We start from the raw sequence: 22,812 nt of genomic DNA, 5'->3' as shown, positions 1-22,812 counted from the left end.
TTCGCGTCGTGCGCAAATATTTTTACCGAAGCGTGATTTGAACTAGTGTTCTTGATGCATAGGTAGCGCGCGCATATCGCGATGGCTGCTGCCGCAGAAGCGCTTGATAAAGGCCGCATTCGTGCATTTAAGCGTCCAAGCACACTCGGAATCTTCATCCATCGCAACGCATCGAATGCAGGCGCTGATAAGACCACTTTGCGTAACGCTATTGGTATAACTGCGCCGCAGACCGAATCACTTACCGAAATCGGACTGGTTCCAGAGAGCGGCGAACGTTTTAGCAAGCACGGCGTGTCCTCGCACGATCACCACAGTCGCCGAACTGTCATCGGCGGGCAGCACCCTTCGGGAACAACACGCGGCGATTGTCTACGCCTTCTCGGCACACGCATGCGGCCAATGGCAGGCCTTACGCACAAGAAAGTGCGGCGTTGATCACTCTAATAGGTCGATGCGCATCGCGCGTGGCGCGGGCGTGTGAATGCATTACCCGGCTTAGAGAACGCTGACAAGTGCACCCCGCTCCGTGACAGGCATGCGCACACACCACCCCCACTGCGCTGCGGCATTGGCCGCAGCGCAGCTGCCCATCAGCCCAACGGTTCGTCGGACAGATAGGTGTAGCCGGTCAGGCCGGCTTCCAGGGCGTCATGCAATTCCTGCGCGCGCTCGGGTGGCAGCTGTGCCGCGGCGATACGTTCGGCATAGGTGGCACGCAGGGTGTCCAGCTGATAGCCCACGTAATCCAGCATCACATCGGTGGTGTCGCCGCGACGCTGCTGCGCGATGCGGTAGCCGGTGCCATCCACCGCCACTTCCACCGCATCGGTATCGCCGAACAGGTTATGGATGTCGCCCAGGATTTCCTGGTAGGCACCCACGAGGAAGAAGCCAATGCGATAGCTCTCGCCGGGGTTCAAGCCATGCAATGGCAGCGAGCTGTCCAGGCTTTCGTTCTCGACGTAGGTCTTGACCATGCCGTCGGAATCGCAGGTCATGTCGGCGATGATGCCGCGCCGCTGCGGCGCCTCGTTCAGGCGCTCGATCGGCACGATCGGGAAGACCTGATCGATCGCCCACACATCCGGAATCGATTCGAACACGCTGAAGTTGACGAAGTACTTGTCCACCAGCCGCTCGTTGAGCTCGTCCAGCACCGGGCGGTGGCTCTTTTCGTCGAAGCTCAGGCGCGCACGCACGCCGTGGGCGATGGCGTAGAACAGGTCGTCGATGCGCGCACGGTGGGTCAGGTCGATCTGGCCCAGCGCGTAGGCGCTCAGCCCTTCGGCATGGAAGTGCTGGGCTTCCTGGAACAGTTCCACCGCGGGGCGCACATCGAGCTCGTCGTGGATCTCGCGCAGGTGACGGATCGCCGCCGGCTCGTCGTCGTGCGCATCCGGCACGCGGCCTTCCGGCGCCTGCTCCACTTCCGAGACATTGGCGATCAGCACCGCGTGGTGCGCAGTCATCGCGCGGCCGCATTCGGTGACGATGCGCGGCGGCGGCAGGCCGTGTTCTTCGCAGGCACTGGCCAGCGGCTGCACGATGTTGCTGGCGTACGAGTGCAGGCCGTAATTGATCGAGCAATAGCTGCGCGAACGGGTGCCTTCGTAGTCGATGCCCAGGCCGCCGCCGACATCCACATGGCTGATCTTCGCGCCCAGGCGTGAGAGCTCCACGAAGTAACGGGTGGCCTCGCGCATGCCGTTGGCGATGTCGCGCACGTTGGAAATCTGCGAGCCCATATGGAAATGCAGCAGGTTCAGGCTATCGGCGTATTCGGTGTCGCGCAGCGACTTCCACAGGTCAAGCACCTGGCGCGGCGACAGCCCGAACTTGGCCTTGTCGCCGCCGCTGTTCTGCCACTTGCCCGCGCCCAGCGACGCCAGCCGCATGCGCACGCCCAGGCCCGGCTTGACGTCCAGCGCGCGCGCCTCTTCCAGCACCAGGTTCAGCTCGGAGGGCTTTTCGATGACGATGAAGGTCTGCAGGCCGAGCTTGCGGCCGATCAGCGCCAGGCGGATGTACTCGCGGTCCTTGTAGCCGTTGCAGACGATCAGCCCACCCGGACGCGACAGTGCCAGCACCGCCATCAGCTCGGGCTTGCTGCCCGCTTCCAGGCCGAAGCCCTCGCCGTGGTGGCTGGCCAGCGTGCCGGCCACGCCGCGGTGCTGGTTGACCTTGATCGGGTACACCGCGGTGTAACCACCGGCGTAGTCCCAATCGGCCTGGGCCTGGGCGAACGCCGCCTGCAGCTTGCCCAGGCGCTGGCCCAGGATGTCCGGGAAGCGCACCAGCAGCGGCAGCTTGGCGCCGGCCGCACGCGCGGCATCCACCACTTCGGGCAGCGACACCGCAGGGCCGTCGGCGGTCGGTCTGACCACGACATGGCCGGCGTCGTTCACATCGAAATACCCATCGGCCCAATGCGGGATCGAGTAGGTCTTGCGGGCTTGGTCGAGGGACCAATCGCTCATTTCGTTGTCTCGGCTGGGGCAAAAGGGCGTGAATTGTAACGCCTGGCATGCCGAGGGTCCGTTACAATCCGCGCCGATCTGACGCCCTGTTCCCGATGGAAACGGGGCTGACGAGGGCTCGGACCTGGCCGTCAGCCGCATGGCTGCACCAGGCTGCGCCCCGACCCTCACCTGGCGCCGTGCGCCACCTTCTCCCGCCGGGAGCAGGAACAGCCCGTTTCTTTTCGATTAGGACGTCCGCATGAGCACCAACGACAACTGGTACATCGAACACTTCCAGCCCACCGGCTCGGCCATCGGCTACCGCATCAGCGGCAAGCTGGACGAGGTGCAGTCCCCGTTCCAGAAGATCGAGATCTACCAGACCACCGATTGGGGCAAGCTGATGATCATCGACGGCGCGGTGATGCTCACCAGCCGCGACAACTTCTTCTATCACGAGATGATCAGCCACCCGGCGCTGTTCACCCATGCCGCCCCCAAGCGCGTGGTGATCATCGGTGGCGGCGACTGCGGCACGCTGCGCGAGGTGCTCAAGCACCCCGGCGTGGAAAGCGCCACCCAGTGCGACATCGACGAGCAGGTCACCCGCATGTCGGAGAAGTACTTCCCCGAACTGTGCGATTCCAATGACGATGCGCGCGCCGAGCTGCTGTTCGACGACGGCGTGGCCTACATGGCCAATTGCCCGGCCGGCAGCGTGGATATCGTGATCGTGGATTCCACCGACCCGGTGGGCCCGGCCGAAGGCCTGTTCAACAAGTCCTTCTACGAGAGCTGCTTCAACGCACTCAAGGACGACGGCATCCTGGTGCAGCAGTCCGAATCGCCGCTGGCGCTGCTGGACCTGATCAAGGAAATGCGCACGGAAATGGGCAAGGCCGGCTTCCAGTCGTTCAAGACCCTGCCGTTCCCGCAGCCGTGCTACCCCACCGGCTGGTGGAGCGTGACCATGGCCAGCAAGCAGGCCAACGCGGATTTCGCCTTCCGCCAGGCCGACGCGCAGGCCAAGGGCTTCGACACGCTGTACTACACCGCGCACTTGCACACCGGCGTGCTGGTGGCACCGCCGTTCGTGGCCAAGGCGCTGGGCGAGTAAGCGTCATAAACGTCATAAACGTCATAAACGTCGGCAGTGGAGTACGCGCTTGCCGGCGTCGTGTGAAACGAGAACGGGGCGGATGTTGTCATCCGCCCCGTTGCCACATCTGCAGTTCCGACGCGCGCCTGATCAGAAGCGCACTTCGGCACCAACGTTCAGCACTTCTGCGCGATTGATGGTGATGTCTTCATCCGAGTAGTAGTAATCGTTGGCGTACACATAGTTCGTATAGAGCACGCTCAAGCTCGCGTGCCGGCCGAGGTCGACGCCAACGCCCGCACCCGCATAGCCGCCGGAAACGCGCTCGTTCGAGTCGCCTTGTGAATTAGCCGACCAGTATCCCAGCCGCACGACGGCAAACAGTGGGCTGTCGCCGAAGTTGAAGCGCGCCATGCCGCCCAGACTGCCGAATTCCACGCTAGGAACGTAGTAGCCGTCGTGGTCACTGATACGGGCCAGCTTTCCAACTGCGGCCTCGATGCCGATCAACGTCACCGGGCCTGCACGCCACCGATAACCGGCGTTGAGGCCAAGCATGTCCTGGTCGATGCTTTCGTACACCTTGCCCTGGCCGCCCTGCACACCGATAAACGCGCCACTCTTCAGGCGTTGCTCCTCCTGGCGTGGTGGCGGTGGTGCATACGCTGGTATTGGTGTGGTGTCCACGACCGGGTACGGTGCAGTGGCGGTGGTCATTCCATCGCTGGTGGTCCCGCTCGCACCGGCAGACTGCGGCGACGTGCCGCGTGTTTGCTGCGTACTTGCGGCAGGCGCCTCCGCACCCTGCGTACCGGCCTGCTGCTGCTTTTGCTGCTGGCGGTAGCTGTCCCAGCCGCGCGATAACGATTGCGCCGAGGCCTGTGCCGTGACGCCAAGCGCCGTGCAGGCCAACAGCAGTGTTGCGGTCCTTTTCATCGCATCCCCATGTGTGAAACTCCATCGTCTTCCGCATCCTTGCGCGCGCAGGCATGGCCCAACGGCGTCCGGAAGTGGCGCAGTTGCCGTCAGTAGCTGGAGGCGTTCCCCTCATCACCGCATGGCACGCGGCGCGCACGCCTTGGCATGCGCGCGGGTGATGCAGCCCCCCTGACCGCAGCGGCACAGTGCCTGGAGTCTCATTTGCGGTCAAGACGTTAAGTGACCGGTTTCCGATGGACGGTTGAGGCGCGATGCCGCTTCTGCCTGGCTGTCAGTTGTGCCTCGTCTCAACGTAGCTGCTGTGCGGCGCCGCCTCGGCATCTACTTCCAGCAACCGCCTGCATCTGCGTGATCGCCCAAGTGCCTGATCTGGCAGAGCGTTCCATCTCCGGAACATTTCATTTTTTTAACAAATCTAATTTCAGAACTTGGAAGTTCTAAAATTGCCTGGTCCCGATCCGAGTGATCACCGTGGACCTGCAGACGCGTGACCACTCCCGCGCCCCTAGGGTCCGGAGAGCCGTCATGCACTACCAAGCGCTGGATACCGCCAGCCTGACCATTGCCACCCCCGTGCTGCTCAAGCAAGGCACCCGCCTGCTCGAGCCCACCGTCTACCGCACCCATCTGGATGGACAGTTGGCGGTGGTCAAGGACTACAGCCGCTACCGGCGCACCCTGCTCGCGCCGATCGCGCGGCTGATGGTGCGCCACGAGGCCAACATGCTGCGGCGCCTGCAGGGCTGGAAGCATGCACCGGCCTTGCTCGGCACCTTGGGTGGCCTGGCGCTGGGCATGGAGTTCATTCCCGGCGACACGCTCAGCGCCAGCGCGGTGGTGGGGCAGGAGGTCTTTCAGCAGCTGCAGCACGCCTTGCGCCGCCTGCATGCGGTGGGCATCACCCATAACGACCTGCATGGCACCAACGTGGTGGTCAGCGCCGGGGTGCCGGTGCTGATCGATTTCACCTCGGCGTGGCGGTTCCCGCGCTGGTTACGCCGCAGCACGCTGTCGCGGCAGCTGCAGCGCAGCGATGTGGCGAACTTCCAGAAGATGCGTCGGCGCCTGGTCGGCATCGCGCCCAGCGACGCCGAAGCCGCGCTCACTGCCGAACCGGGATGGGTGCGCGGCGTGCGTAACGGCTGGAAGCGGCTGTATCGGCGGCTGAAGGGTGGCGCTGCCTGAGATCCGGCAGGGGTGGGCTTGCGGTGCGTTGTTGATCGCAGGCTGGTGGGATCCACAGGATTGGCCGTGGACTGCGGACTGCGGACTGCGGACTGCGGACTGCGGACTGCGGACTGCGGACTGCGGACTGCGATAAGTCTGTGCCCGTAGTAAGTCGGGTTACTGCGGTCTTCCGCCGACGATCAGATCCAGATGCACGTGCTTGCGCGCATGGCAGCGCCGTCGATCACGTCGTGGCGAGGTCCACCAGCGCCTCCACCCACTGATCAGCACCAAGCACTACCTGGGAGCGTGGCATTCGCCCCACGGACGAACGTGCCTTACAGCGCGTCGCCGTCCAGTTCGCCGGTGCGGATGCGCACCACGCTGCCCAGGTCGTAGACGAACACCTTGCCGTCGCCGATCTTGCCGGTGCCGGCCGCCTTGACGATGGCTTCCACCACCTGCTCGGCCTGGTCGTCGGTCACCGCCACTTCGATCTTCACCTTGGGCAGGAAGTCGACCACGTATTCGGCGCCGCGATACAACTCGGTGTGGCCCTTCTGGCGCCCGAATCCCTTGACCTCGGTCACCGTGATGCCCGCGACGCCGCAGCCGGCGAGTGCTTCGCGTACATCGTCCAGCTTGAACGGTTTGACGATGGCCATGATCATTTTCATCGGGGGCAAGTCCCAGGAATGACGGGCGCGCAGCATACCGTGGACCGCCGCAACACTCATCCCATCCGATGGCAGGGGCCGCCACGGCCGACAGCCGAATGGGACTATCCTTACCGCCTGCCGACTGCCCTGCCGATGTCCCGTCTGTCCGGCCTGCACTAGGCTTCCTACGGACCTGCGGAGAACTGCCATGATCGATTTCAACCAACTCGACGACCTTGCCCGCCGCCTCAGCGACCTGGTGCCGCCGGGCCTGCGTCAGTCGCGTGAAGAACTGCAGAGCACTTTCAAGGGCGCGCTGCAGGCTGGCCTGGGCAAGCTGGACCTGGTCACCCGCGAAGAGTTCGATGTGCAGCGCGCGGTGCTGCTGCGCACACGCGAAAAACTCGACGCGCTGGAGCAGACGGTCGCAGCGCTGGAAGCGCGCAGCGGCAACGCGCCGCCCACCTCCCCAACCCCCTGACCCAAGGCCGCCCCCATGAGTCTGGCGCTGGTGCACAGCCGTGCCCGCGTGGGAGTGCACGCGCCTGAAGTCCGGGTGGAAGTGCATCTCTCCGGCGGCCTGCCTTCCACCCAGATCGTGGGCCTGCCCGAGGCCGCGGTGCGCGAGTCACGCGAACGGGTCCGTGCCGCCTTGCTGTGCGCACAGTTCGAATTCCCCGCACGCCGCATCACCATCAACCTGGCGCCGGCGGATCTACCCAAGGACGGCGGGCGCTTCGACCTGCCGATCGCGCTCGGCATCCTTGCGGCCAGCGGGCAGATCGACCGCCAGGCCCTGGCCGACTACGAATTCCTCGGCGAGCTGGCCCTCACCGGCGAGCTGCGCGGCATCGATGGGGTGCTGCCTGCGGCCCTGGCCGCCGCGCAGGCCGGGCGGCGCCTGATCGTGCCGCTGGCCAACGGCGCCGAGGCGGCCATCGCCGGACACGTGCAGGCCTTCACCGCGCGCACCTTGCTGGAAGTGTGCGCCGCACTCAACGGCACCCAGCCGCCACCGGCCGCCGAACTGGCGATCGTGGCGCTCGGCGCCCGCGCGCTACCGGACATGGCCGACGTGCGCGGGCAGCCGCATGCACGCCGGGCCCTGGAGATCGCCGCGGCCGGCGGCCATCACCTGCTGCTGGTCGGCAGCCCTGGCTGCGGCAAGACCCTGCTGGCCTCGCGCCTGCCCAGTCTGTTGCCGGACGCCAGCGAGGCCGAGGCGCTGGAAACCGCCGCCATCACCTCCATCAGCGGACGCGGCCTGGACCTGGCGCGCTGGCGGCAACGCCCGTATCGCGCCCCGCACCACACCGCCAGCGCAGTGGCACTGGTAGGCGGTGGCACCCATCCGCGCCCGGGCGAAATCTCATTGGCGCACAACGGGGTGCTGTTCCTGGACGAGCTGCCCGAGTGGCAGCGGCAGACCCTGGAAGTGCTGCGCGAGCCGCTGGAGTCCGGCGTGGTCACCATCTCGCGGGCCGCGCGCAGCATGGACTTCCCGGCGCGGTTCCAGCTGGTCGCCGCAATGAATCCCTGCCCGTGCGGCTGGGCCGGCGATGCCAGCGGGCGATGCCGCTGCAGTGGTGACGCCATCCGCCGGTATCGCAGCCGCATCTCCGGGCCGCTGCTGGATCGCATCGACCTGCACGTCGACGTGCCGCGCCTGCCGCCGCAGGCACTGCGCAGCGGTGCGACCGGCGAGGACAGTGCCAGCGTGCGTGCACGCGTCGCCGCCGCGCGCGAACGCCAGCAGGCACGTGCACAGGTGCCCAATGCCCGGCTGGACCAGGCCGCCACCGACCGCCACTGCCGGTTGGGCAATGACGATCAGTTGCTGCTGGAACGCGCCATCGAACATCTGCAGCTGTCCGCGCGCTCGATGCATCGCATTCTGCGCGTTTCGCGCACCATCGCCGATCTCGACGACAGCGCCGACATCGCCACCCGTCACCTCACCGAAGCCATCGGCTACCGTAAACTCGACCGTGCCCTTGATACCTCCAGCGCCGCATAACGGGTCTTGATGGATGGCTCTGACAACGCGACCGGCGGCAGACGCATGCGGGTTCGTGGTGAAGGAAAGACGCGTGGCCACTGCGGTGACGCCGCTGGGCGTGTCGCCAGGCTGCTCTGCGCTGCTCGATCAACACACTGTGCTCGAACAACACACTGAGTGTGCGGTGCGCTGCGTGGCCGCACGCCTGCGTTGCACCTTGCTGCGTTGATCTGCTCGGCACGCGTAGTGCGCGGCGCATGCTCGAAAACAGCCCGCTGTGGTCAATCACAGGAGGCCGCAACCAGCGCGTAAGGCCACACCGCACCACATGCCGACACCCGATTCATGGCGGTGCGCGTACAACTGCGGCGATCCCACTGCACAGAGGCCGCCATGAGCCGACATCCCGACCTGTCCACCGTCGCATCACTGGACCTGAGCCGTTATCTCGGCACCTGGTACGAGATCGCCCGCCTGCCGATCCGTTTCGAGGATGCCGATTGCACCGATGTGTCTGCGCATTATTCGTTGGACGCCGACGGCGGCATCCGCGTGCAGAACCGCTGCTTCACCGCCAAGGGCGAGCTCGAGGAAGCGGTTGGGCAGGCACGCGCGATCGATGAAACGGGCGCACGCCTGGAAGTCACCTTTTTGCCGGAAGGCTTGCGCTGGATTCCCTTCACCAAAGGCGACTACTGGGTGATGCGTATCGATGCCGACTACACCGCTGCGCTGGTCGGCAGCCCGGATCGCAAATACCTGTGGTTGCTGGCGCGCTTGCCGCAGCTGGACGAAAACATCGCGCAGACCTATCTGGCCCATGCACGCGAGCAGGGCTTCGATCTGGCGCCGCTGATCCACACCCCGCATACGGGGCGGCTGACCGAGCAGCCGCTCCCGTAGCGCGGCACCGCTAGTTGTTGAGGGTGCCCAGGTCCTTGGCGGCGGCCTGCGCGCCCTCCAGGCTGTCGAAGGCGACGCCGGTGTCGCCCACCACATACTTGGTCACCTCGCCGTCGCGGGTGGCCTCCTGCATCTTGAAGATCGGCACTGCATCGGTGCCGCCGACGCGTTCTTTCTGTTGGGTCATGGGTCGTTCTCCATCGAGGGCGCCAGCATGGCGCCGAGGTGTCGGATCAGTGCAGCACTGCCGACCACCTGACCCTACCCGCTGCCCCGACGCGGGTGCGTGAACCTAACAGGGCCGGACCTTTCAGCACCGGCACAAGCGGCCGCGAGCACAAAAACGCGACCGCTTCGCCGAAACGCTGCCCGCAATGCGCGTGTGTGTCGTACATTCGTGACGTGCAGCCTCATCTGTCACCGCCGCCCGCCATCTCCGTCCCCATGCGGCGGTGTTGCGTGGCCGAACATCCGCCACAGCGCAAACCACTCTTGAGCGCGCCGTGCGCGGCTGCCCACCCTGCCATCGGCCAGCCGGCAATGCTGGCTACCCATGTCAGGATCTGAAGTGAAGCGGCACCGCATCATCAGCGTCACCGTGCTGCTTGCCCTGCTGTGTGCGGCGCTTCCCACCGGCGTGTCGTATTACCTGGCTTGGCGGTTGGCGCTCACGCGCGAGCAGGCCGAGTTGAGCCGGCTGGCCGAATTGTCGATCCGCCGCACCGACACCGCCTTCGACGAGGCGCATGGCGCGCTGCTGAGCATGGCCGCTTCGACCCTGCCCTCCTGTTCGCCCGCGCACCTGGCGCAGATGCGCGCGCTGGTGCTGAGCAGCCACCACATCGTCGAACTCGGCCATTTCCAGCAAGGTCAGCTGCGCTGCACCTCGTGGGGCACGCTGGACGCGGCAGTGCCACAGACGCCTGCGGACTTCACGGTCGCCCGCGGGATCGCCGTCACCACCCGCCTGCTCCCGCTGGCCAGCCCGCAGCACCCGGTGATGGCCCTGCACCTGGGCGACTACAACGTCCTGATCAACCCCTCCACCCTCACCGACATCAACGTTCCGCCCGGCCTGCAGTTGGCGATCGGCACGCCGGCCGGGCAGATCCTCAGCAGCACCGGCACTGCCGCCGAACAGTTGCTGCAGGGGCAGGCGCTGGCGGCCACCTCGCATGCCGCTCCGGCCTCGGAAGTGCTGTCCGGGCGGGCGCGGCGCGGCGATTGGGTGGCCGTGGTCACCGAGCCGGCCGCTTATCTGCGCGGGCCGCTGGCGGCCTTGCGCCTGCAGCTGCTGCCGGTCGGCATCCTGGTGGCGCTGTTGCTGGTGGGCGCGGTGGTGTGGGTGTCGCGGCGGCGCCTGTCCCCGCTGGCGCGGCTGGAGATCGCCGTGCAGCGTGGCGAGTTCGTGGTGCATTACCAACCGATCATCGCGCTGGACAGCGGAGACTGCGTGGGCGCCGAGGCCCTGGTGCGCTGGCAGCAGCCCGGCGGCGCGCTGGTGCCGCCGGATGACTTCATCCCGTTGGCCGAGCACAGTGGGTTGATCCTGCCGATCACCGACCTGGTGGTGGCCGAAGTCATCCGCGACCTCGGCCCCATGCTGGCGGCCGATCGCTCCCTGCACGTGGCCATCAATGTCTCGGCCGGCGATATCAAGAGCGGCCGCGTGCAGAGCGTGCTGGCCGATGCATTGGCCGGCACCGGCGTGGACAGCGGGCAACTGTGGGTGGAAGCGACCGAGCGCAGCCTCATGGATATCGATGCGGCGCGCACCACGATCATGCATCTGCGCGGCGCCGGCCACACCGTGTCCATCGACGACTTCGGCACCGGCTATTCGAGCCTGCAATACCTGCAGGGGTTGCCGCTGGACGCGTTGAAGATCGACAAATCCTTCGTGGACACCATCGGCACGCACTCGGCCACCAGCGCGGTGACCTCGCACATCATCGAAATGGCCAAGACCCTGCAGTTGCGCACCATTGCCGAAGGCGTGGAGCGGCAGGAGCAACTGGATTATCTGCGCGCCCACGGCGTGGACCTGGCACAGGGCTGGCTGTTCTCGCGCGCCTTGCCGGCGGCGGGATTCATCGCCTATCGCAATGCGCTGCGGCGGACTGGCTGAGCGTCGGATCGCTGATCTGCGCAGTGGGTTGTTAGTTCATTGGTTCATTGGTTCATTGGTTCGTTTGGTCGTTAGGTCGTTAGGTCGTTAGGTCGCGATCAGCGGACATGCTGCGCGCTGAAACAGCGACAGACAGTTGTTACGCATTACCGCATGCACTCCAACGCAACCGCCCTTCCATCCCGGCGACATCGCATCACATCGCGGTTCCAAGCAAAGCCGACAGCGATGGCGCGAGCCCTGCCACACCTCTTTCTGTTGTACGTGCCAACGAGCGCAGCTGCTCCTCAATACAGTCAGCCAAACAGTTGCGCACCCCACAAACACAATCGGCCTGCCGCACGCGCGACAGGCCGATCATCTGCATCAAGTCGCAAGCCTCAGGCGCGTTGCAGTGCGCCGTCGTTCTGACGCACCGGTGCCGGGCGGCTCGGGAATGCATGCCGCACGATCCGCCACATCACCTGGCCGAACTGACGCGGCAGCGAGCCGGTGTTGTAGTGCTGGCCGTAGCGCGCGCAGATCTGCTTCACTTCGATCGCGATCTGCGCATAGCGATTGGCCGGCAGGTCGGGATAGAAGTGGTGTTCGATCTGGTGGCTCAAGTTGCCCGAGAGCACATTCATCAGCTTGCCGCCGGTCAGGTTGGACGAACCACGCAGCTGACGCAGATACCAGTGACCACGCGACTCGTTGCGGATCGATTCCTTCGGGAACACTTCCGCATCGGCGGTGAAGTGGCCGCAGAAGATGATCACGAAGGTCCAGATGCTGCGCAGCATGTTCGCGGCCAGGTTGCCCAGCAGCACGGTCAGGAAGAACGGGCCGGCCAGCAACGGAAACACGATGTAGTCCTTGAGCATCTGACGGCCCATCTTGCGGCCGACCGGCAGGAACGACGCGCGCAATTCGGCAGCCTTCATCTTGCCAGCGAACCAGCGGCCCAGGCGCAGGTCCTGGATCGCCACGCCCCATTCGAACAGCAGCGCGAACACCACCGCGATGAACGGCTGCAGCAGGTAGAACGGGCGCCAGCGCTGCTCGGGGAAGATGCGCAACAGGCCGTAACCGATGTCGTCATCCATCCCACGCACGTTGGTATACGTGTGGTGCTTGAAGTTGTGGGTCTTGCGCCAGTTATCGCCGGTGGCAACGATGTCCCACTCGTAGGTGTTGCCGTTGAGCTGCGGGTCGCCCATCCAGTCGTACTGGCCGTGCATGACGTTGTGGCCCAGCTCCATGTTTTCCAGGATCTTGGACAGGGTCAGCAGCGCCACGCCGGCGATCCACGCCGGGATCAGCACGCTGTGAACGAAGGCGCCCAGAAACAGCAGCGCACGGCCGGCCACGCCGGTCCAGCGCACGGCCGCAACGATGCGACGGATGTAGCGCGCGTCGGCGGCGCCGACCTGGGTCAGCACGCGGGCACGGACGGCATCGAGCTCGTCGCCGAAGGACTGCAGTTCGGCGGCGGACAGGGCGCGGTTATGGACTCGGCTCATGAGGGTTCCTTACAGATCCAGGATCAGGTCGGTGCTGGCGGCGCTGATGCACAGGCGTACCTGTGCGGTGGGTTCGCTGCTGCGCTCGCCGGTCAGCAGGTGCCGCGTGGTGCCGGACTGGCGCGCACACGCGCAGCTGTTGCAGATGCCCATGCGGCAGCCGTGTTTGGGACGCAGGCCCTGGGCTTCCAGCCCTTCCAGCAGCGACTGGCCGCGCGGCAGGGTCAGCGTACGGCCGCTGCGTGACAGCTGGACCTGCACCTGACCGGCTTCGCCGTCGTCCAGTGCCGGCACGCTGAAGGCTTCGGCCTGGAACCGGGCAACACGGTCCTGCAAGCGCGCGCGCGCGGCCTGCACGAAACCGCCCGGCCCGCAGGCCATCACATGCCGGTCCTGCAGGGCGGTGACCTGCTCCAGCGGGAAGCTGTCGATCCGCGGCGCAGGCGCGGCGCCTTCGCGGGTGGTGAGCAATTGCACGCGCAGGCGTGGATGCGCGGCCGCCAGCGCTTCGAATTCGTCCAGGAAGCAGGCCTCGTCGCGCTGGCGCACCCAGTACAGCAGGTCCACGTCCATCGGCATGCCTGCCGCGGCCGCGGCCTGCAGCAGCGCGCGCATCGGCGTGATGCCGCTGCCAGCTGCCAACAGCAACAGAGGTGCGGGCGTTGTGGGCAGCAGCATGTCGCCGAACGCCGGATCCAGCGAGACCACCGCACCCAGCGGCGCCTGACTGGCCAGATACGTGCTGACCAGCCCGCCGGTGATCGCCTTGACGGTGATCGCCAGGCGGCCGTCGGCCAGCACCGTGGGGCTGTAGCTGCGCAGCAGGCGGCGGCCGTCGATTTCCACGCCGATGCTGACGTGCTGGCCGGCCTGCAGGCCCCGCCAATGCCCATTGGGCTGGAACAGCAAGGTCACTGCATCCCGGCTGGCTGGCGTGCGTGCGACCAGCCGCGCCAGCGGGCGCTCCAGGGTCCACAGCGGGTTGATCCGGGTCGCCCAGAAGTCGAACAGCTGGGGCGACACCAGCCGGCGCGCCAGGCGCGTGGGCAGCGGGGACTTGGGCATGCGAGCAGGAGCCGAGTTCATGGGGTGTACTATACGCACGCATGCACAGACGTGTATACAGTTGTATATCGACCAGAGGGGCTATGATTCAGGCCCACGCCCGGCTGCTGCCTCATGACCTCCATCGCCCTGCCATCCCACGACGCGCCGCCGTCACGCAAGCCGGCGATTTCACGCGAGGACCTGATCGCCGCAGCGCTGTCGTTGATCGGCCCGCACCGCAGCCTGTCCACGCTGAGCCTGCGCGAAGTGGCCCGCGAGGCCGGCATCGCGCCGAACAGCTTCTACCGCCAGTTCCGCGACATGGACGAGCTCGCCGTGGCGCTGATCGATCTGGCCGGGCGCTCGCTGCGCACCATCATCGGCCAGGCACGGCGGCGGGCGACCTCCACCGACCGCAGCGTGATCCGGGTGTCGGTGGAGACCTTCATGGAACAGCTGCGCGCCGACGACAAGCTGCTGCACGTGTTGCTACGCGAAGGCGCGGTGGGCTCGGATGCCTTCAAGCAGGCGGTGGAACGCGAGCTCAGCTATTTCGAAGACGAGCTGCGCGTGGACCTGATCCGCCTGGCCGCTGCCGACGGCGCCACGCTGCATGCGCCGGCGCTGGTCTCCAAGGCGATCACCCGGCTGGTGTTTGCGATGGGCGCCACGGCGATGGACCTGCCGCCGGAGAAAGACCCCGAGCTGGTCGAACAGATCTCGCAGATGCTGCGCATGATCCTCACCGGCGCCCGCACGCTGGGCTCGCACGGCCACTGAGTGCGGGACTGGCAGGTGCTGCGTTGTCGACACGCTGGAGTGCGTGCGCCATTGACGCTGTGCTGCGCCATCGGTATCCCTGCGCGAATGCGTCTTTAGTCGCCTACAAACCGTTGGATGCGTCCCGGTGTATGCACCCAAGCGGCACGGCGGTGCGTTGCCCACAGCGCGACCGACTGTCGCGATTGGGATACGTTGAGACAGCGCCCAGCGCGTTTTTCACACGCCTGCCGAGGCCGCCGTTGCATCAATGGCCGAACACGCACGCGCACCGTCGCCACCCAGTGAGCATGCCCGCACATACCGCTGGGTGATTCACGGCGTCTCGGCGGGCCGCGCCCTAGCGTCGGCTACCCGCTTGCCTTGCCGCTGCCCATGCCTGCGCACCGCATCCCTTCTGCGCCCACCACTCCATTAGCCAAGCCGGTGGACACCGTGCCCAGCGGCACCTTGACCGCGCTGCGAGCGCAGGCACAGCACTGCCGTCGCTGCGATCTCTGGAAGCCGGCCACCCAGGTTGTATTTGGCGCCGGCCCTGCCCGCGCGCCGTTGATGATCATTGGCGAACAGCCCGGCGACCAGGAAGACCAGCAGGGCCGCCCGTTCGTGGGCCCGGCCGGCCAGTTCCTGGGCACGCTGATGGCCGACGTGGGCCTGGATCCGGCGATGGCCTACGTCACCAACACGGTCAAGCATTTCAAGTTCGTCCCGCGCGGCAAACGCCGGCTGCATCAGCGCGCCACCGCCGGCGAACAGGCCGCGTGCCGGCCGTGGTTGGCCGCCGAACTGTTACGGGTGCGCCCACGCATTGTGCTGGCGCTGGGCGCGATGGCGGCGCAGACCCTGTTCGGCAACGCGTTTCGATTGACCACCGAACGCGGGCAATGGCGCGCGCTGGATGACCGCACCACTGCGCTGGCAAGCTGGCACCCGTCCGCCATCCTGCGCATGCGTGAGCCCGAGCGCACCGCCACACGCGCGCTGCTGCGTGAGGATCTGGCCCAGGTCGCGGCCGCACTGAATAACCGCCGATGATGCCCGGAGATAATCGGCCCGATTATTTTTTTTGCATAAAGTCCTTGCACAATAAAAACAACACGGGTAATGTTCGCGCCCTCGGCAGGTACGCCCTACACTTTTTGGATTCCCGCGCAGATGACCATTCATCTCCCCAGCAAACAGGACCGACTGCAACGCGCCAACCGCGTTCCGCAGACGCGTGTCGCCGTGCTGGCAGCGCGGATGCACACCTTCGATTGATCTTCAGCCACAGGAGATCGGTCACCCGATCTCCGAGGCTTGCGAACGCCCTCGGATGCTGCATCCGGGGGCGTTTTTCGTTATGCGTTCGCTCAATAGGTTGGTACGGCTGATCGCCGAAGACACCCGGGCAGGGAACGCCCGGCAACAGGGAAGTTGCAGTGCTGCGAGGCGCGCAAGCGCTGTGCCCAGGTGTCGGGCACGGGCGGCAGACGATCATGCGTACACATGGATTATCGTTCCTAAAGAACGGTAATCAGAAACGATGCAGAAAGGTTTCCAGCGGTCTGGAGTTTATTCCAGCTGGTGTGCGCGGCGTGCCGTGGCATATACCGGAAACCCCGATGCAGTTTCTGACATCGGATGTCGGCTCCTGGTGGGAGCGGTGGCGTCAGCCACAGGGTCGGTTCGATTCCGGCACATCCACCACTGGATAGCTCAGTTGGGTAGAGCAGCGGAGTCACCTCCGTGAGTCGCGGGTTCGAATCCCGCTCCACCATGACCTTTCACGTCATGCACCACGGGACACATGTCCCAACTCCAGGAAACGCCCTTGCCTGATGCACCACGGGACACATGTCCCAACTCCAGGAAACGCCCTTGCCTGGTGTAAGCGTACAACCGTGCGCGGCCACCAGACAGCGGCGCTGTCGCCGGGCCTGTGGCCTGACGCTGCCTTCCCTGCAGTGCGCCTGGCCGTGCGGTTCGCCGTGTTGGTCATGCGCGGTGCGGCGGCAGCGCCAGCCCACTGTGCTCCGCCACCGCGCTCTGTCGGGCGTTTCCTTCTTTTTCTTGCTTGCGCCGCGTTGCGTCGGCAATGGCTTCGTCCCGGTTCCGATCCGGGGGACGAGGCGTGCGTGCGTGCCCGGATCGGATCACCAGAGCCAACCCAAGGAGACATGCCATGTTCTGGACCAAGAAGGTCGTGATCGGTGACGGCGAACGCGGCCTGGTGTAGCGCGACCGGCGCTTTGCGCGCCTGCTCATGCCCGGCGTCTATCGCCTGTTCGACCGGTTGCATCGCCTGACCATCACGCTGCATGCGGTGGGCAATGGCGCCCCGGTAGGGGCGGAGGCCGAGCGGCTGATCGAGGCGCTGGGCCCGCAGCTGGAGACGCACTGTGTGCTCGCCGACATCGGCGCGCACCAGGTCGGCCTGCTGCTGCGCAACGGCGTCCTCGACGGCGTACTGCCGCCGGGCTCGCGCACGCTGTACTGGCGTGGGGCCCCCCCCTGTCCGTGCAGGTGCTGCCGCTCAGCGATGGGCTGCAGGTGCCAACGGATGTGCAGCGCCGGCTGCGCCAGCTCGGCACGCTGTCGAAGGTGGCCAGCTGCGTTGAGGTGCCGGCCGATTCGGTCGGCCTGGTCTCGGTGGATGGCACGCTTGCACCACCGCTGCCACCCGGGGCGTATGCGTTCTGGAATTTCCAGAACACCGTGGTGACCGAAGTGGTCGACCTGCGCGTGCAATCGGTCGAAGTCTCCGGCCAGGAGCTGCTGACCCGCGACAAGGTGTCGTTGCGGGTCAACCTGGCTGCCAGCATGCGCATCACCGATGCGGTGGCCATGCGCACCCGCGTGGCCAAGGCCGGTGATTTGCTGTATCGCGAACTGCAGTACGGGCTGCGCCGTGCGGTGGCCAGCAAGACGCTGGACGAGTTGCTGGGCGACAAGGCATCGCTGGACGCCGACATCGTGGCGCATGTGCGTGGCAGCGTGCACGGCTTCGGCATCGAGGTGCTGGGCGTGGGCGTCAAGGACGTGATCCTGCCCGGCGAGATGCGCGCCATCCTCAATGCCGTGGTGCAGGCAGAGAAGCAGGCGCAAGCCAATGTGATCCGCCGGCGCGAAGAAGCCAATGCCACGCGTTCACTGCTCAACACTGCAAAGTTGATCGAGGAAAGCAGCGTGCTGATGCGGCTGAAGGAACTGGAGGCCTTGGAAAAGGTCACCGAAAAGATCAACACGCTCACCGTGTTCGGCGGCCTGGATGGCGTGCTGAAGCAGCTGGTGACGCTGCGCTGATGATCGCCGTGTGCGGTGGACGGATCCGCCACGCACGACCCCAAAGGAATGAGAACAATGAACACACACGCCTATGAATTTCTGCATGCCGAAGGCACCTCCACGCCGATCAAGGGTTGGGTGCGTGGCGTGCCGCTGGAAGAACAGGCGCATGCACAGCTGCGCAACATCGCCGCCGTGCCCTTTGTGGGGCCGTGGGTGGCGGTGATGCCCGACGTGCACCTGGGCAAGGGTGCAACCGTGGGCTCGGTGATCCCGACCCGCGGCGCCATCATCCCGGCCGCGGTCGGGGTGGACATCGGCTGTGGCATGGCCGCAGTGCGCACCACGCTGCGTGCAAACGATCTGCCCGACAACCTGGCCCAGCTGCGCTCCAGCATCGAGCGCAGCGTGCCGGTGGGCAATGGCCGGGGTGGCGAACACCGTAAGCTCCCGGACAGCATCGCCACGCGCATTGCACAGTCCGGGCTGGTGCCGCGCCTGGAAGCGATCAAGCAGACCCATCGGCGCATCCGTACCGACAAGCTGGAGTGCCAGATCGGCACGTTGGGCGGCGGCAATCACTTCATCGAGATCTGCCTGGACGAAACCGATGCGGTCTGGGTGATGCTGCACAGCGGCTCGCGCGGCACCGGCAACCTGATCGGCACCTATTTCATCGAGCGGGCGCGTGAGCAGCTGGCACACCGCGTGCTGGGCTTTCATTTGCCCGACAAGGACCTGGCGTTCTTCATGCAGGGCGAGCCGTTGTTCGATGAGTACGTGGAAGCGGTGTCGTGGGCGCAGGACTACGCCCGCGAAAACCGCGAGGCGATGATGGCGCGGGTGCTGGCGGAAATGCGCCACCGCTTGCCGAAGTTCCAGCTGGAAAAGCTGGCGGTGAACTGTCACCACAACTACGTGCAGAAGGAAACGCACGGCGGCGAGGAACTGTTGGTCACCCGCAAGGGCGCGGTCAGTGCGCGCACCGGCGAGTTGGGCATCATTCCCGGCAGCATGGGCACGCGTAGCTACATCGTGCGCGGGCTCGGCAACGCGGAGAGCTTCCACAGCTGCAGCCATGGTGCGGGCCGGGTCATGAGCCGGACCGCCGCGCGTCAGCAGATCACGCTGGCGCAGCACCGCGAAGCCACTGCGCACGTGGAATGCCGCAAGGATGCGGCGGTCATCGACGAATCGCCGGCGGCGTACAAGTCGATCGACGCCGTGATGGCCGCGCAGCAGGATCTGGTGGAAGTGCTGCACACGCTGCGCCAGGTGGTGTGCATCAAGGGGTGAGCGAGGGCCATGCAAGCGGCCCTTTTCATTGCGCGTGCGAAGGCGACGAACTCATCCGTCGCTGCAGGTGCACAGTTCAGTCATGTCGCGGCCGCACTCACATCCACGCACACACGTTTCACTCTTGCGACGCCATCGTGACGCCACATTCGCGGACCTGCACTGTCAGGACGCGTCCTTGAAGCAACCCGGAGGCGACATGACCAGCTACGACAAGCAGGAACGCAAGGCAGAAGCGCAAGATCTCAACCGCGACCCGATCTCCGGCGCGCCCGGCTCCCATCCGGTTGGCGTGGGCGTGGGCGGCATTGCCGGTGGTGCGGCCGCAGGCGCGCTGGCGGGCACGGTGTTTGGCCCGCTGGGCACGCTGATCGGCGCCGCGGCAGGTGTGGTTGCTGGCGCTGCCGCAGGCAAGGGCGTCGCCGAACGGCTAGACCCAACGGTGGAGACCGAATACTGGCGCCAGGAGCATCGCAACCGCCCGTACTACAAGGAAGGCACCGACTACGATCGCGACTACGCCACCGTCTACGGATTCGGCCTGCAGGCGCGCGAAACCCGCCCCACCAGCACCTGGGAAGAGACCGAAGCCACGCTGGCAGGCGAATGGCCGCGCAACCGTGGTGAATCGCGTCTTGAGTGGGACGAAGCCCGCCTCGCCGCGCGTGATGCCTGGGACCGTGCGGATCGCACTCACACCGTGTATCGCGACAGCGACACCCACTACCAGAGCCGCTTCGACAGCGTGGGTTACCGCGAAGCCGATTACTCCTACGATGACTATCGCCCTGCGTACCGCTATGGCATGCAGGCGCGCCAGCAGCATGCCGGCCGCCAATGGGATGACCATCTGGAGCGCGACCTGGGCGACGGCTGGGACCGCTTCAAGGCCGATTCGCGCCTGAGCTGGGAAAAAGCCAAGCATGCCGTGCGCGAGGCCTTTGATTCGGACCGTCACGATGGCTCGGTGCGCCGCACCGATGACACCCGTCTTTAAAGGAGCGCGCTACGTGCAGCGCAATGCGTTGCACGTGGATGGCTAACAACAACGGGCCCAGTGGGCCCGTTGTTGTTTTCAAGCCTTGCGAGACTGTCTTGCTGCGCGGCGACGTGCGTGTTTTGAGCCGCCACCGGCAAGTGCACCTATCCCGACGTCTTTTCTACCGCACGAATATCGCCACGAAATTCGCGTGAGCCCTGCCCCGGCAACGACACCGCGTCGCCCTGCTGTTCCTTGAGCAACTGCTTGCGTGCGGCCACCACTTCCTTGGCCAATGCGATGCGACGCCCCACCACCATCTCGGTCAGCCAATCGATCAATGCACGGGTGTATTCCTGCTGATGCTCTTTCACGCTCAACGCATGATCGGCACCGGCAATGACACGCGAGGTCAGCGAGCGCGCATTGGTGAAGGCAGTTGCATAGTTGCGCATCACTGGATGCGGCACGATCACATCGTTCTCGGCCTCCACCAGCAACACGTCGCCCTTGTATTGCGCGCACGCGGCAAGCGCCAGATTGTCGCTGGGCGCCAGCGCACGCCGGCGATAATCCATCAAGTCCGGGTCGGCATTCAGGCTCACTTTCGGCTGATCCCAATGCGCATCCTTGTAGAGCGCAGGCGAGCGCAGCGCCAGCCATTCCACCGGGCGCTCGCGCGTCAGCAATGCCGAGAGATAGCCCCCATAGCTCAGGCCCACCACCGCAATCGAATGCGCATCCACATACGGCAGGCTTGCCAGCTGATCGTAGGCGGCCTTGATATCGTCCAGGTTCTGCGCACGTGTCACGCTCTGGCGCATCGAGGCATAGCCTTCGTGGCCGCGTAGATCGAAGGTCATGCAGATGCAGCCCAGGCCCACGGCTTCGCGCGCGCGCACCAGGCTGTGATGCTGGCTGCCACCCCACCCGTGCACGAACAACACGCCCGGCATGCCGGTCGGCGTGAGCAAGGTGCCGCTGAGTTCATCTTGGCCAACGGGGATTTCGATGCTGGATAGTTTGGCTTCCATCAGTCCGTAGACACCCTCCGGTATTTGACGCGCGGCCCGGGCCTGGGCCGCTGCGCGCGGTAGTAGATCTGTGCGTCGTCCGGCGCATCGCCCTCATACAGTTCATGTGTGGAGGCGGTCACCCACTGCAGCGCCGGGTCCTGCTGAAAGCTGGCAATGGCAGCGAGCTCTGCCGGCGTGGCACCACCGACGCGCCAGGATTGCTCCAGCACACCACAGACCGGGCCGGCCTGCGCGTCCTGTCCACTCACCACATCGTAATTGCGACGCGAGATCCGCAAGGCAGGATACGCGGCAGTGATGAATCGATCGTACATGCAGGCCTGCGCGACCACCTGTTTTTCAAGCGGCGGCAACGCGCTGGCGGCAAGCGCTTCGAGCGAGCCGCGGTAGACGCGCAAGCTGGAACCGCCATACACCTCTGCACCATTGCCATCGCGCACGCTGCATTGAGTGCCGTAGTAGGCGATTTGGATGCCGCCGATGCACAGCTCGCCCACGCTATGGGTGTGCGGCTGCACCACGTTGCGCTCCAGCACCGCGCCATGGGTGGCGAGATACGCAGGCGGCAAGGCGTCCAGTGCGGCATCCATCTGCGCGGCATCGTCGATCCGCCACTGGCCATTGCCACCCACACCAGTGGGAAGTTTCAATCGCACGCCACCACCTTTACGCAACGCCGCTGCTGCCTGCGTGGCATCTGCACGCGAGAACACCGTGTACCCCGGCAACGTGGCGGGCATCAAGGCCGTGGCCAGGGCTTGATTCCAACCGTCCACACGCTGCGCCGCCTCGGTGATCAACGGATGGCCGATGACCTTCGTGGCCAGAAAGGCGTAAGGCACCACGCCGCCCAACACGTCACGCGCGTCCTGGATGCCCAGCGTGCGCGCTTGTGCAACGGTCAGGGTTTCGTCGGGGATATGCAGCGTGTGCGCTGCCGCGCCGCCACCGTGTTGAACGCGCTCATTGCTCTCCGCGTGCATGGTGCGCACGCCCAGCAGGCGCGCCACTTCCGCGCACACCCAGGCATGGGTGGCACGCTCGTGACCATCGTGAGGTACGTCGCGCAGCGTATGCCCCAGCACCTGCCGGTAGTGCGTGTGTTGCATGGCGTTCCCCTCGTGCAGGTTGTCACTGGCGTGATGCACGCATCGCATGCCATGCCCCGCTGTCTACCGCGCCCTGTCTGCTACTTCAGCAACAGGTAGAACCCGAACACGATCAGCAGGACAACGACCAGGCTGACCAGCATGCGGCCGCCACGTAGCTCCAACAGGGCGTGCCACCAGACGCGTGCTTCGGGGGTGCCGCTTGCGTGGTGCGGCTTTGAACTGCGGTTATTGCTGTCCTGCATCCTGAGTGCTCTCTCCATCGCTCCAAGCATCCACCTTAACGATCAGACGTTACACAGGTGTGGAGCGGTTCAGAATCTTCCGTGAAATGACGCAGTGCGCGCGCTATTTCGCGCAATCAATGCAGGCAACCCGACGTTGTTGCTTTACCGCGCGCAGTGCGCAGTTCATCGATGCGCCGTAACGTGGCTGCAAT

The 22,812-nt window shown here is 65.6% G+C and carries 20 protein-coding genes and 1 pseudogene; 12 read left to right on the top strand and 9 right to left on the bottom strand.

Annotated elements, in window-relative coordinates:
* Window positions 1-81 precede the first annotated feature (81 nt).
* Window positions 82-438 (top strand): hypothetical protein, encoded by a 357-nt coding sequence (locus ACCQ01_RS01970; protein WP_228433133.1) that lies wholly within the window; start codon window positions 82-84, stop codon window positions 436-438.
* 155 nt (window positions 439-593) lie between these two features.
* Here ACCQ01_RS01970 and speA read toward each other — a convergent pair whose 3' ends face one another.
* Complete coding sequence (gene speA, locus ACCQ01_RS01965) at window positions 594-2,480, bottom strand: arginine decarboxylase (protein ID WP_011038943.1); 1,887 nt, start codon at window positions 2,478-2,480, stop codon at window positions 594-596.
* 241 nt (window positions 2,481-2,721) lie between these two features.
* Between speA and speE the strand changes: the two genes are divergently transcribed.
* On the top strand, window positions 2,722-3,579 hold the full coding sequence (gene speE / locus ACCQ01_RS01960; protein WP_042595599.1) for a polyamine aminopropyltransferase: 858 nt from the start codon (window positions 2,722-2,724) through the stop codon (window positions 3,577-3,579).
* 132 nt (window positions 3,580-3,711) lie between these two features.
* Here speE and ACCQ01_RS01955 read toward each other — a convergent pair whose 3' ends face one another.
* Window positions 3,712-4,497, bottom strand: coding sequence for a hypothetical protein (locus ACCQ01_RS01955; protein ID WP_228433134.1), 786 nt, complete (start codon window positions 4,495-4,497; stop codon window positions 3,712-3,714).
* A gap of 528 nt (window positions 4,498-5,025) precedes the next feature.
* Between ACCQ01_RS01955 and ACCQ01_RS01950 the strand changes: the two genes are divergently transcribed.
* Window positions 5,026-5,685, top strand: coding sequence for an RIO1 family regulatory kinase/ATPase domain-containing protein (locus ACCQ01_RS01950; protein WP_014506282.1), 660 nt, complete (start codon window positions 5,026-5,028; stop codon window positions 5,683-5,685).
* A gap of 320 nt (window positions 5,686-6,005) precedes the next feature.
* Here the strand turns inward: ACCQ01_RS01950 and ACCQ01_RS01945 are convergent, their stop codons facing one another.
* Window positions 6,006-6,344 carry a P-II family nitrogen regulator gene (locus ACCQ01_RS01945; RefSeq protein WP_042595602.1) on the bottom strand — a complete coding sequence of 113 codons (339 nt, stop codon included), beginning with the start codon at window positions 6,342-6,344 and terminating at the stop codon, window positions 6,006-6,008.
* A 190-nt stretch (window positions 6,345-6,534) separates the two neighbouring features.
* Here ACCQ01_RS01945 and ubiK point away from each other — a divergent pair, with 190 nt between their 5' ends.
* The 3 genes from ubiK (at window position 6,535) to ACCQ01_RS01930 (ending at window position 9,228) form a co-directional block, all read left to right on the top strand.
* Window positions 6,535-6,807 (top strand): ubiquinone biosynthesis accessory factor UbiK, encoded by a 273-nt coding sequence (gene ubiK / locus ACCQ01_RS01940; protein ID WP_011038948.1) that lies wholly within the window; start codon window positions 6,535-6,537, stop codon window positions 6,805-6,807.
* Window positions 6,808-6,822: 15 nt separating this feature from the next.
* Window positions 6,823-8,343, top strand: coding sequence for a YifB family Mg chelatase-like AAA ATPase (locus ACCQ01_RS01935; protein ID WP_116670835.1), 1,521 nt, complete (start codon window positions 6,823-6,825; stop codon window positions 8,341-8,343).
* Window positions 8,344-8,718: 375 nt separating this feature from the next.
* A complete protein-coding gene (locus ACCQ01_RS01930) occupies window positions 8,719-9,228 on the top strand; it encodes a lipocalin family protein (protein ID WP_220357705.1) in 510 nt (169 codons plus the stop codon).
* 10 nt (window positions 9,229-9,238) lie between these two features.
* Here ACCQ01_RS01930 and ACCQ01_RS01925 read toward each other — a convergent pair whose 3' ends face one another.
* Window positions 9,239-9,415: a hypothetical protein gene (locus tag ACCQ01_RS01925; RefSeq protein ID WP_012439469.1), complete on the bottom strand. Its 177-nt coding sequence runs from the start codon at window positions 9,413-9,415 to the stop codon at window positions 9,239-9,241.
* 381 nt (window positions 9,416-9,796) lie between these two features.
* On the opposite strand from ACCQ01_RS01925, the gene ACCQ01_RS01920 reads away from it, so the two are divergent.
* Entirely contained in the window at window positions 9,797-11,356 is a 1,560-nt protein-coding gene (locus ACCQ01_RS01920) for an EAL domain-containing protein (RefSeq protein ID WP_012439470.1), read from the top strand.
* Window positions 11,357-11,736: 380 nt separating this feature from the next.
* Here ACCQ01_RS01920 and ACCQ01_RS01915 read toward each other — a convergent pair whose 3' ends face one another.
* Together ACCQ01_RS01915 and ACCQ01_RS01910 are read right to left on the bottom strand one after the other, a co-directional pair.
* Window positions 11,737-12,858, bottom strand: a complete 1,122-nt coding sequence (locus ACCQ01_RS01915) for a fatty acid desaturase family protein (protein WP_228433135.1) — start codon at window positions 12,856-12,858, stop codon at window positions 11,737-11,739.
* Window positions 12,859-12,867: 9 nt separating this feature from the next.
* On the bottom strand, window positions 12,868-13,944 hold the full coding sequence (locus ACCQ01_RS01910; protein WP_228433136.1) for a ferredoxin reductase: 1,077 nt from the start codon (window positions 13,942-13,944) through the stop codon (window positions 12,868-12,870).
* 93 nt (window positions 13,945-14,037) lie between these two features.
* On the opposite strand from ACCQ01_RS01910, the gene fabR reads away from it, so the two are divergent.
* From fabR to ACCQ01_RS01885, 5 genes and pseudogenes are all read left to right on the top strand, one after another.
* A complete protein-coding gene (gene fabR / locus ACCQ01_RS01905) occupies window positions 14,038-14,685 on the top strand; it encodes an HTH-type transcriptional repressor FabR (protein WP_011038955.1) in 648 nt (215 codons plus the stop codon).
* Window positions 14,686-15,060: 375 nt separating this feature from the next.
* Entirely contained in the window at window positions 15,061-15,720 is a 660-nt protein-coding gene (locus ACCQ01_RS01900) for a UdgX family uracil-DNA binding protein (protein ID WP_228433137.1), read from the top strand.
* Window positions 15,721-16,849: 1,129 nt separating this feature from the next.
* Window positions 16,850-17,970, top strand: a pseudogene (locus ACCQ01_RS01895) (slipin family protein).
* Between the two features lie 57 nt (window positions 17,971-18,027).
* Window positions 18,028-19,248 (top strand): RtcB family protein, encoded by a 1,221-nt coding sequence (locus ACCQ01_RS01890; protein ID WP_228433138.1) that lies wholly within the window; start codon window positions 18,028-18,030, stop codon window positions 19,246-19,248.
* Window positions 19,249-19,447: 199 nt separating this feature from the next.
* Entirely contained in the window at window positions 19,448-20,245 is a 798-nt protein-coding gene (locus ACCQ01_RS01885) for a hypothetical protein (RefSeq protein WP_228433186.1), read from the top strand.
* A 146-nt stretch (window positions 20,246-20,391) separates the two neighbouring features.
* On the opposite strand, the gene ACCQ01_RS01880 is transcribed toward ACCQ01_RS01885, so the two are convergent.
* The 3 genes from ACCQ01_RS01880 to ACCQ01_RS01870 form a co-directional block, all read right to left on the bottom strand.
* Window positions 20,392-21,261 carry an alpha/beta hydrolase family protein gene (locus ACCQ01_RS01880; RefSeq protein WP_019238059.1) on the bottom strand — a complete coding sequence of 290 codons (870 nt, stop codon included), beginning with the start codon at window positions 21,259-21,261 and terminating at the stop codon, window positions 20,392-20,394.
* Window positions 21,261-22,373, bottom strand: a complete 1,113-nt coding sequence (locus tag ACCQ01_RS01875) for a DUF3182 family protein (protein WP_228433139.1) — start codon at window positions 22,371-22,373, stop codon at window positions 21,261-21,263. Before ACCQ01_RS01875 ends, ACCQ01_RS01880 begins: the two co-directional genes overlap by 1 nt.
* An 80-nt stretch (window positions 22,374-22,453) precedes the next feature.
* Window positions 22,454-22,618, bottom strand: a complete 165-nt coding sequence (locus ACCQ01_RS01870; RefSeq protein WP_014506264.1) for a hypothetical protein — start codon at window positions 22,616-22,618, stop codon at window positions 22,454-22,456.
* Window positions 22,619-22,812 lie beyond the last annotated feature (194 nt).

It is taken from the genome of Xanthomonas sp. NCPPB 4037 (assembly GCF_041475695.2).
Lineage (GTDB): Bacteria > Pseudomonadota > Gammaproteobacteria > Xanthomonadales > Xanthomonadaceae > Xanthomonas > Xanthomonas campestris.
The sequence above is the reverse complement of the archived record's forward strand: the minus strand, read 5'-3'. Positions and strand labels throughout refer to the sequence as shown.

What these genes read in the sequence shown, in the direction of transcription:
- ACCQ01_RS01900 (WP_228433137.1), top strand. Translation starts at nt 15,061, where the DNA reads ATGCCTGCGCACCGCATCCCTTCTGCGCCCACCACTCCATTAGCCAAG.
- speE (WP_042595599.1), top strand. Translation starts at nt 2,722, where the DNA reads ATGAGCACCAACGACAACTGGTACATCGAACACTTCCAGCCCACCGGC.
- ACCQ01_RS01935 (WP_116670835.1), top strand. Translation starts at nt 6,823, where the DNA reads ATGAGTCTGGCGCTGGTGCACAGCCGTGCCCGCGTGGGAGTGCACGCG.
- speA (WP_011038943.1), bottom strand. Translation starts at nt 2,480, where the DNA reads ATGAGCGATTGGTCCCTCGACCAAGCCCGCAAGACCTACTCGATCCCG.
- ACCQ01_RS01950 (WP_014506282.1), top strand. Translation starts at nt 5,026, where the DNA reads ATGCACTACCAAGCGCTGGATACCGCCAGCCTGACCATTGCCACCCCC.
- ACCQ01_RS01885 (WP_228433186.1), top strand. Translation starts at nt 19,448, where the DNA reads ATGACCAGCTACGACAAGCAGGAACGCAAGGCAGAAGCGCAAGATCTC.
- ACCQ01_RS01925 (WP_012439469.1), bottom strand. Translation starts at nt 9,415, where the DNA reads ATGACCCAACAGAAAGAACGCGTCGGCGGCACCGATGCAGTGCCGATC.
- ACCQ01_RS01915 (WP_228433135.1), bottom strand. Translation starts at nt 12,858, where the DNA reads ATGAGCCGAGTCCATAACCGCGCCCTGTCCGCCGCCGAACTGCAGTCC.
- ACCQ01_RS01970 (WP_228433133.1), top strand. Translation starts at nt 82, where the DNA reads ATGGCTGCTGCCGCAGAAGCGCTTGATAAAGGCCGCATTCGTGCATTT.
- ACCQ01_RS01870 (WP_014506264.1), bottom strand. Translation starts at nt 22,618, where the DNA reads ATGCAGGACAGCAATAACCGCAGTTCAAAGCCGCACCACGCAAGCGGC.
- ACCQ01_RS01880 (WP_019238059.1), bottom strand. Translation starts at nt 21,261, where the DNA reads ATGGAAGCCAAACTATCCAGCATCGAAATCCCCGTTGGCCAAGATGAA.
- ubiK (WP_011038948.1), top strand. Translation starts at nt 6,535, where the DNA reads ATGATCGATTTCAACCAACTCGACGACCTTGCCCGCCGCCTCAGCGAC.
- ACCQ01_RS01955 (WP_228433134.1), bottom strand. Translation starts at nt 4,497, where the DNA reads ATGAAAAGGACCGCAACACTGCTGTTGGCCTGCACGGCGCTTGGCGTC.
- ACCQ01_RS01930 (WP_220357705.1), top strand. Translation starts at nt 8,719, where the DNA reads ATGAGCCGACATCCCGACCTGTCCACCGTCGCATCACTGGACCTGAGC.
- fabR (WP_011038955.1), top strand. Translation starts at nt 14,038, where the DNA reads ATGACCTCCATCGCCCTGCCATCCCACGACGCGCCGCCGTCACGCAAG.
- ACCQ01_RS01890 (WP_228433138.1), top strand. Translation starts at nt 18,028, where the DNA reads ATGAACACACACGCCTATGAATTTCTGCATGCCGAAGGCACCTCCACG.
- ACCQ01_RS01945 (WP_042595602.1), bottom strand. Translation starts at nt 6,344, where the DNA reads ATGAAAATGATCATGGCCATCGTCAAACCGTTCAAGCTGGACGATGTA.
- ACCQ01_RS01875 (WP_228433139.1), bottom strand. Translation starts at nt 22,373, where the DNA reads ATGCAACACACGCACTACCGGCAGGTGCTGGGGCATACGCTGCGCGAC.
- ACCQ01_RS01910 (WP_228433136.1), bottom strand. Translation starts at nt 13,944, where the DNA reads ATGAACTCGGCTCCTGCTCGCATGCCCAAGTCCCCGCTGCCCACGCGC.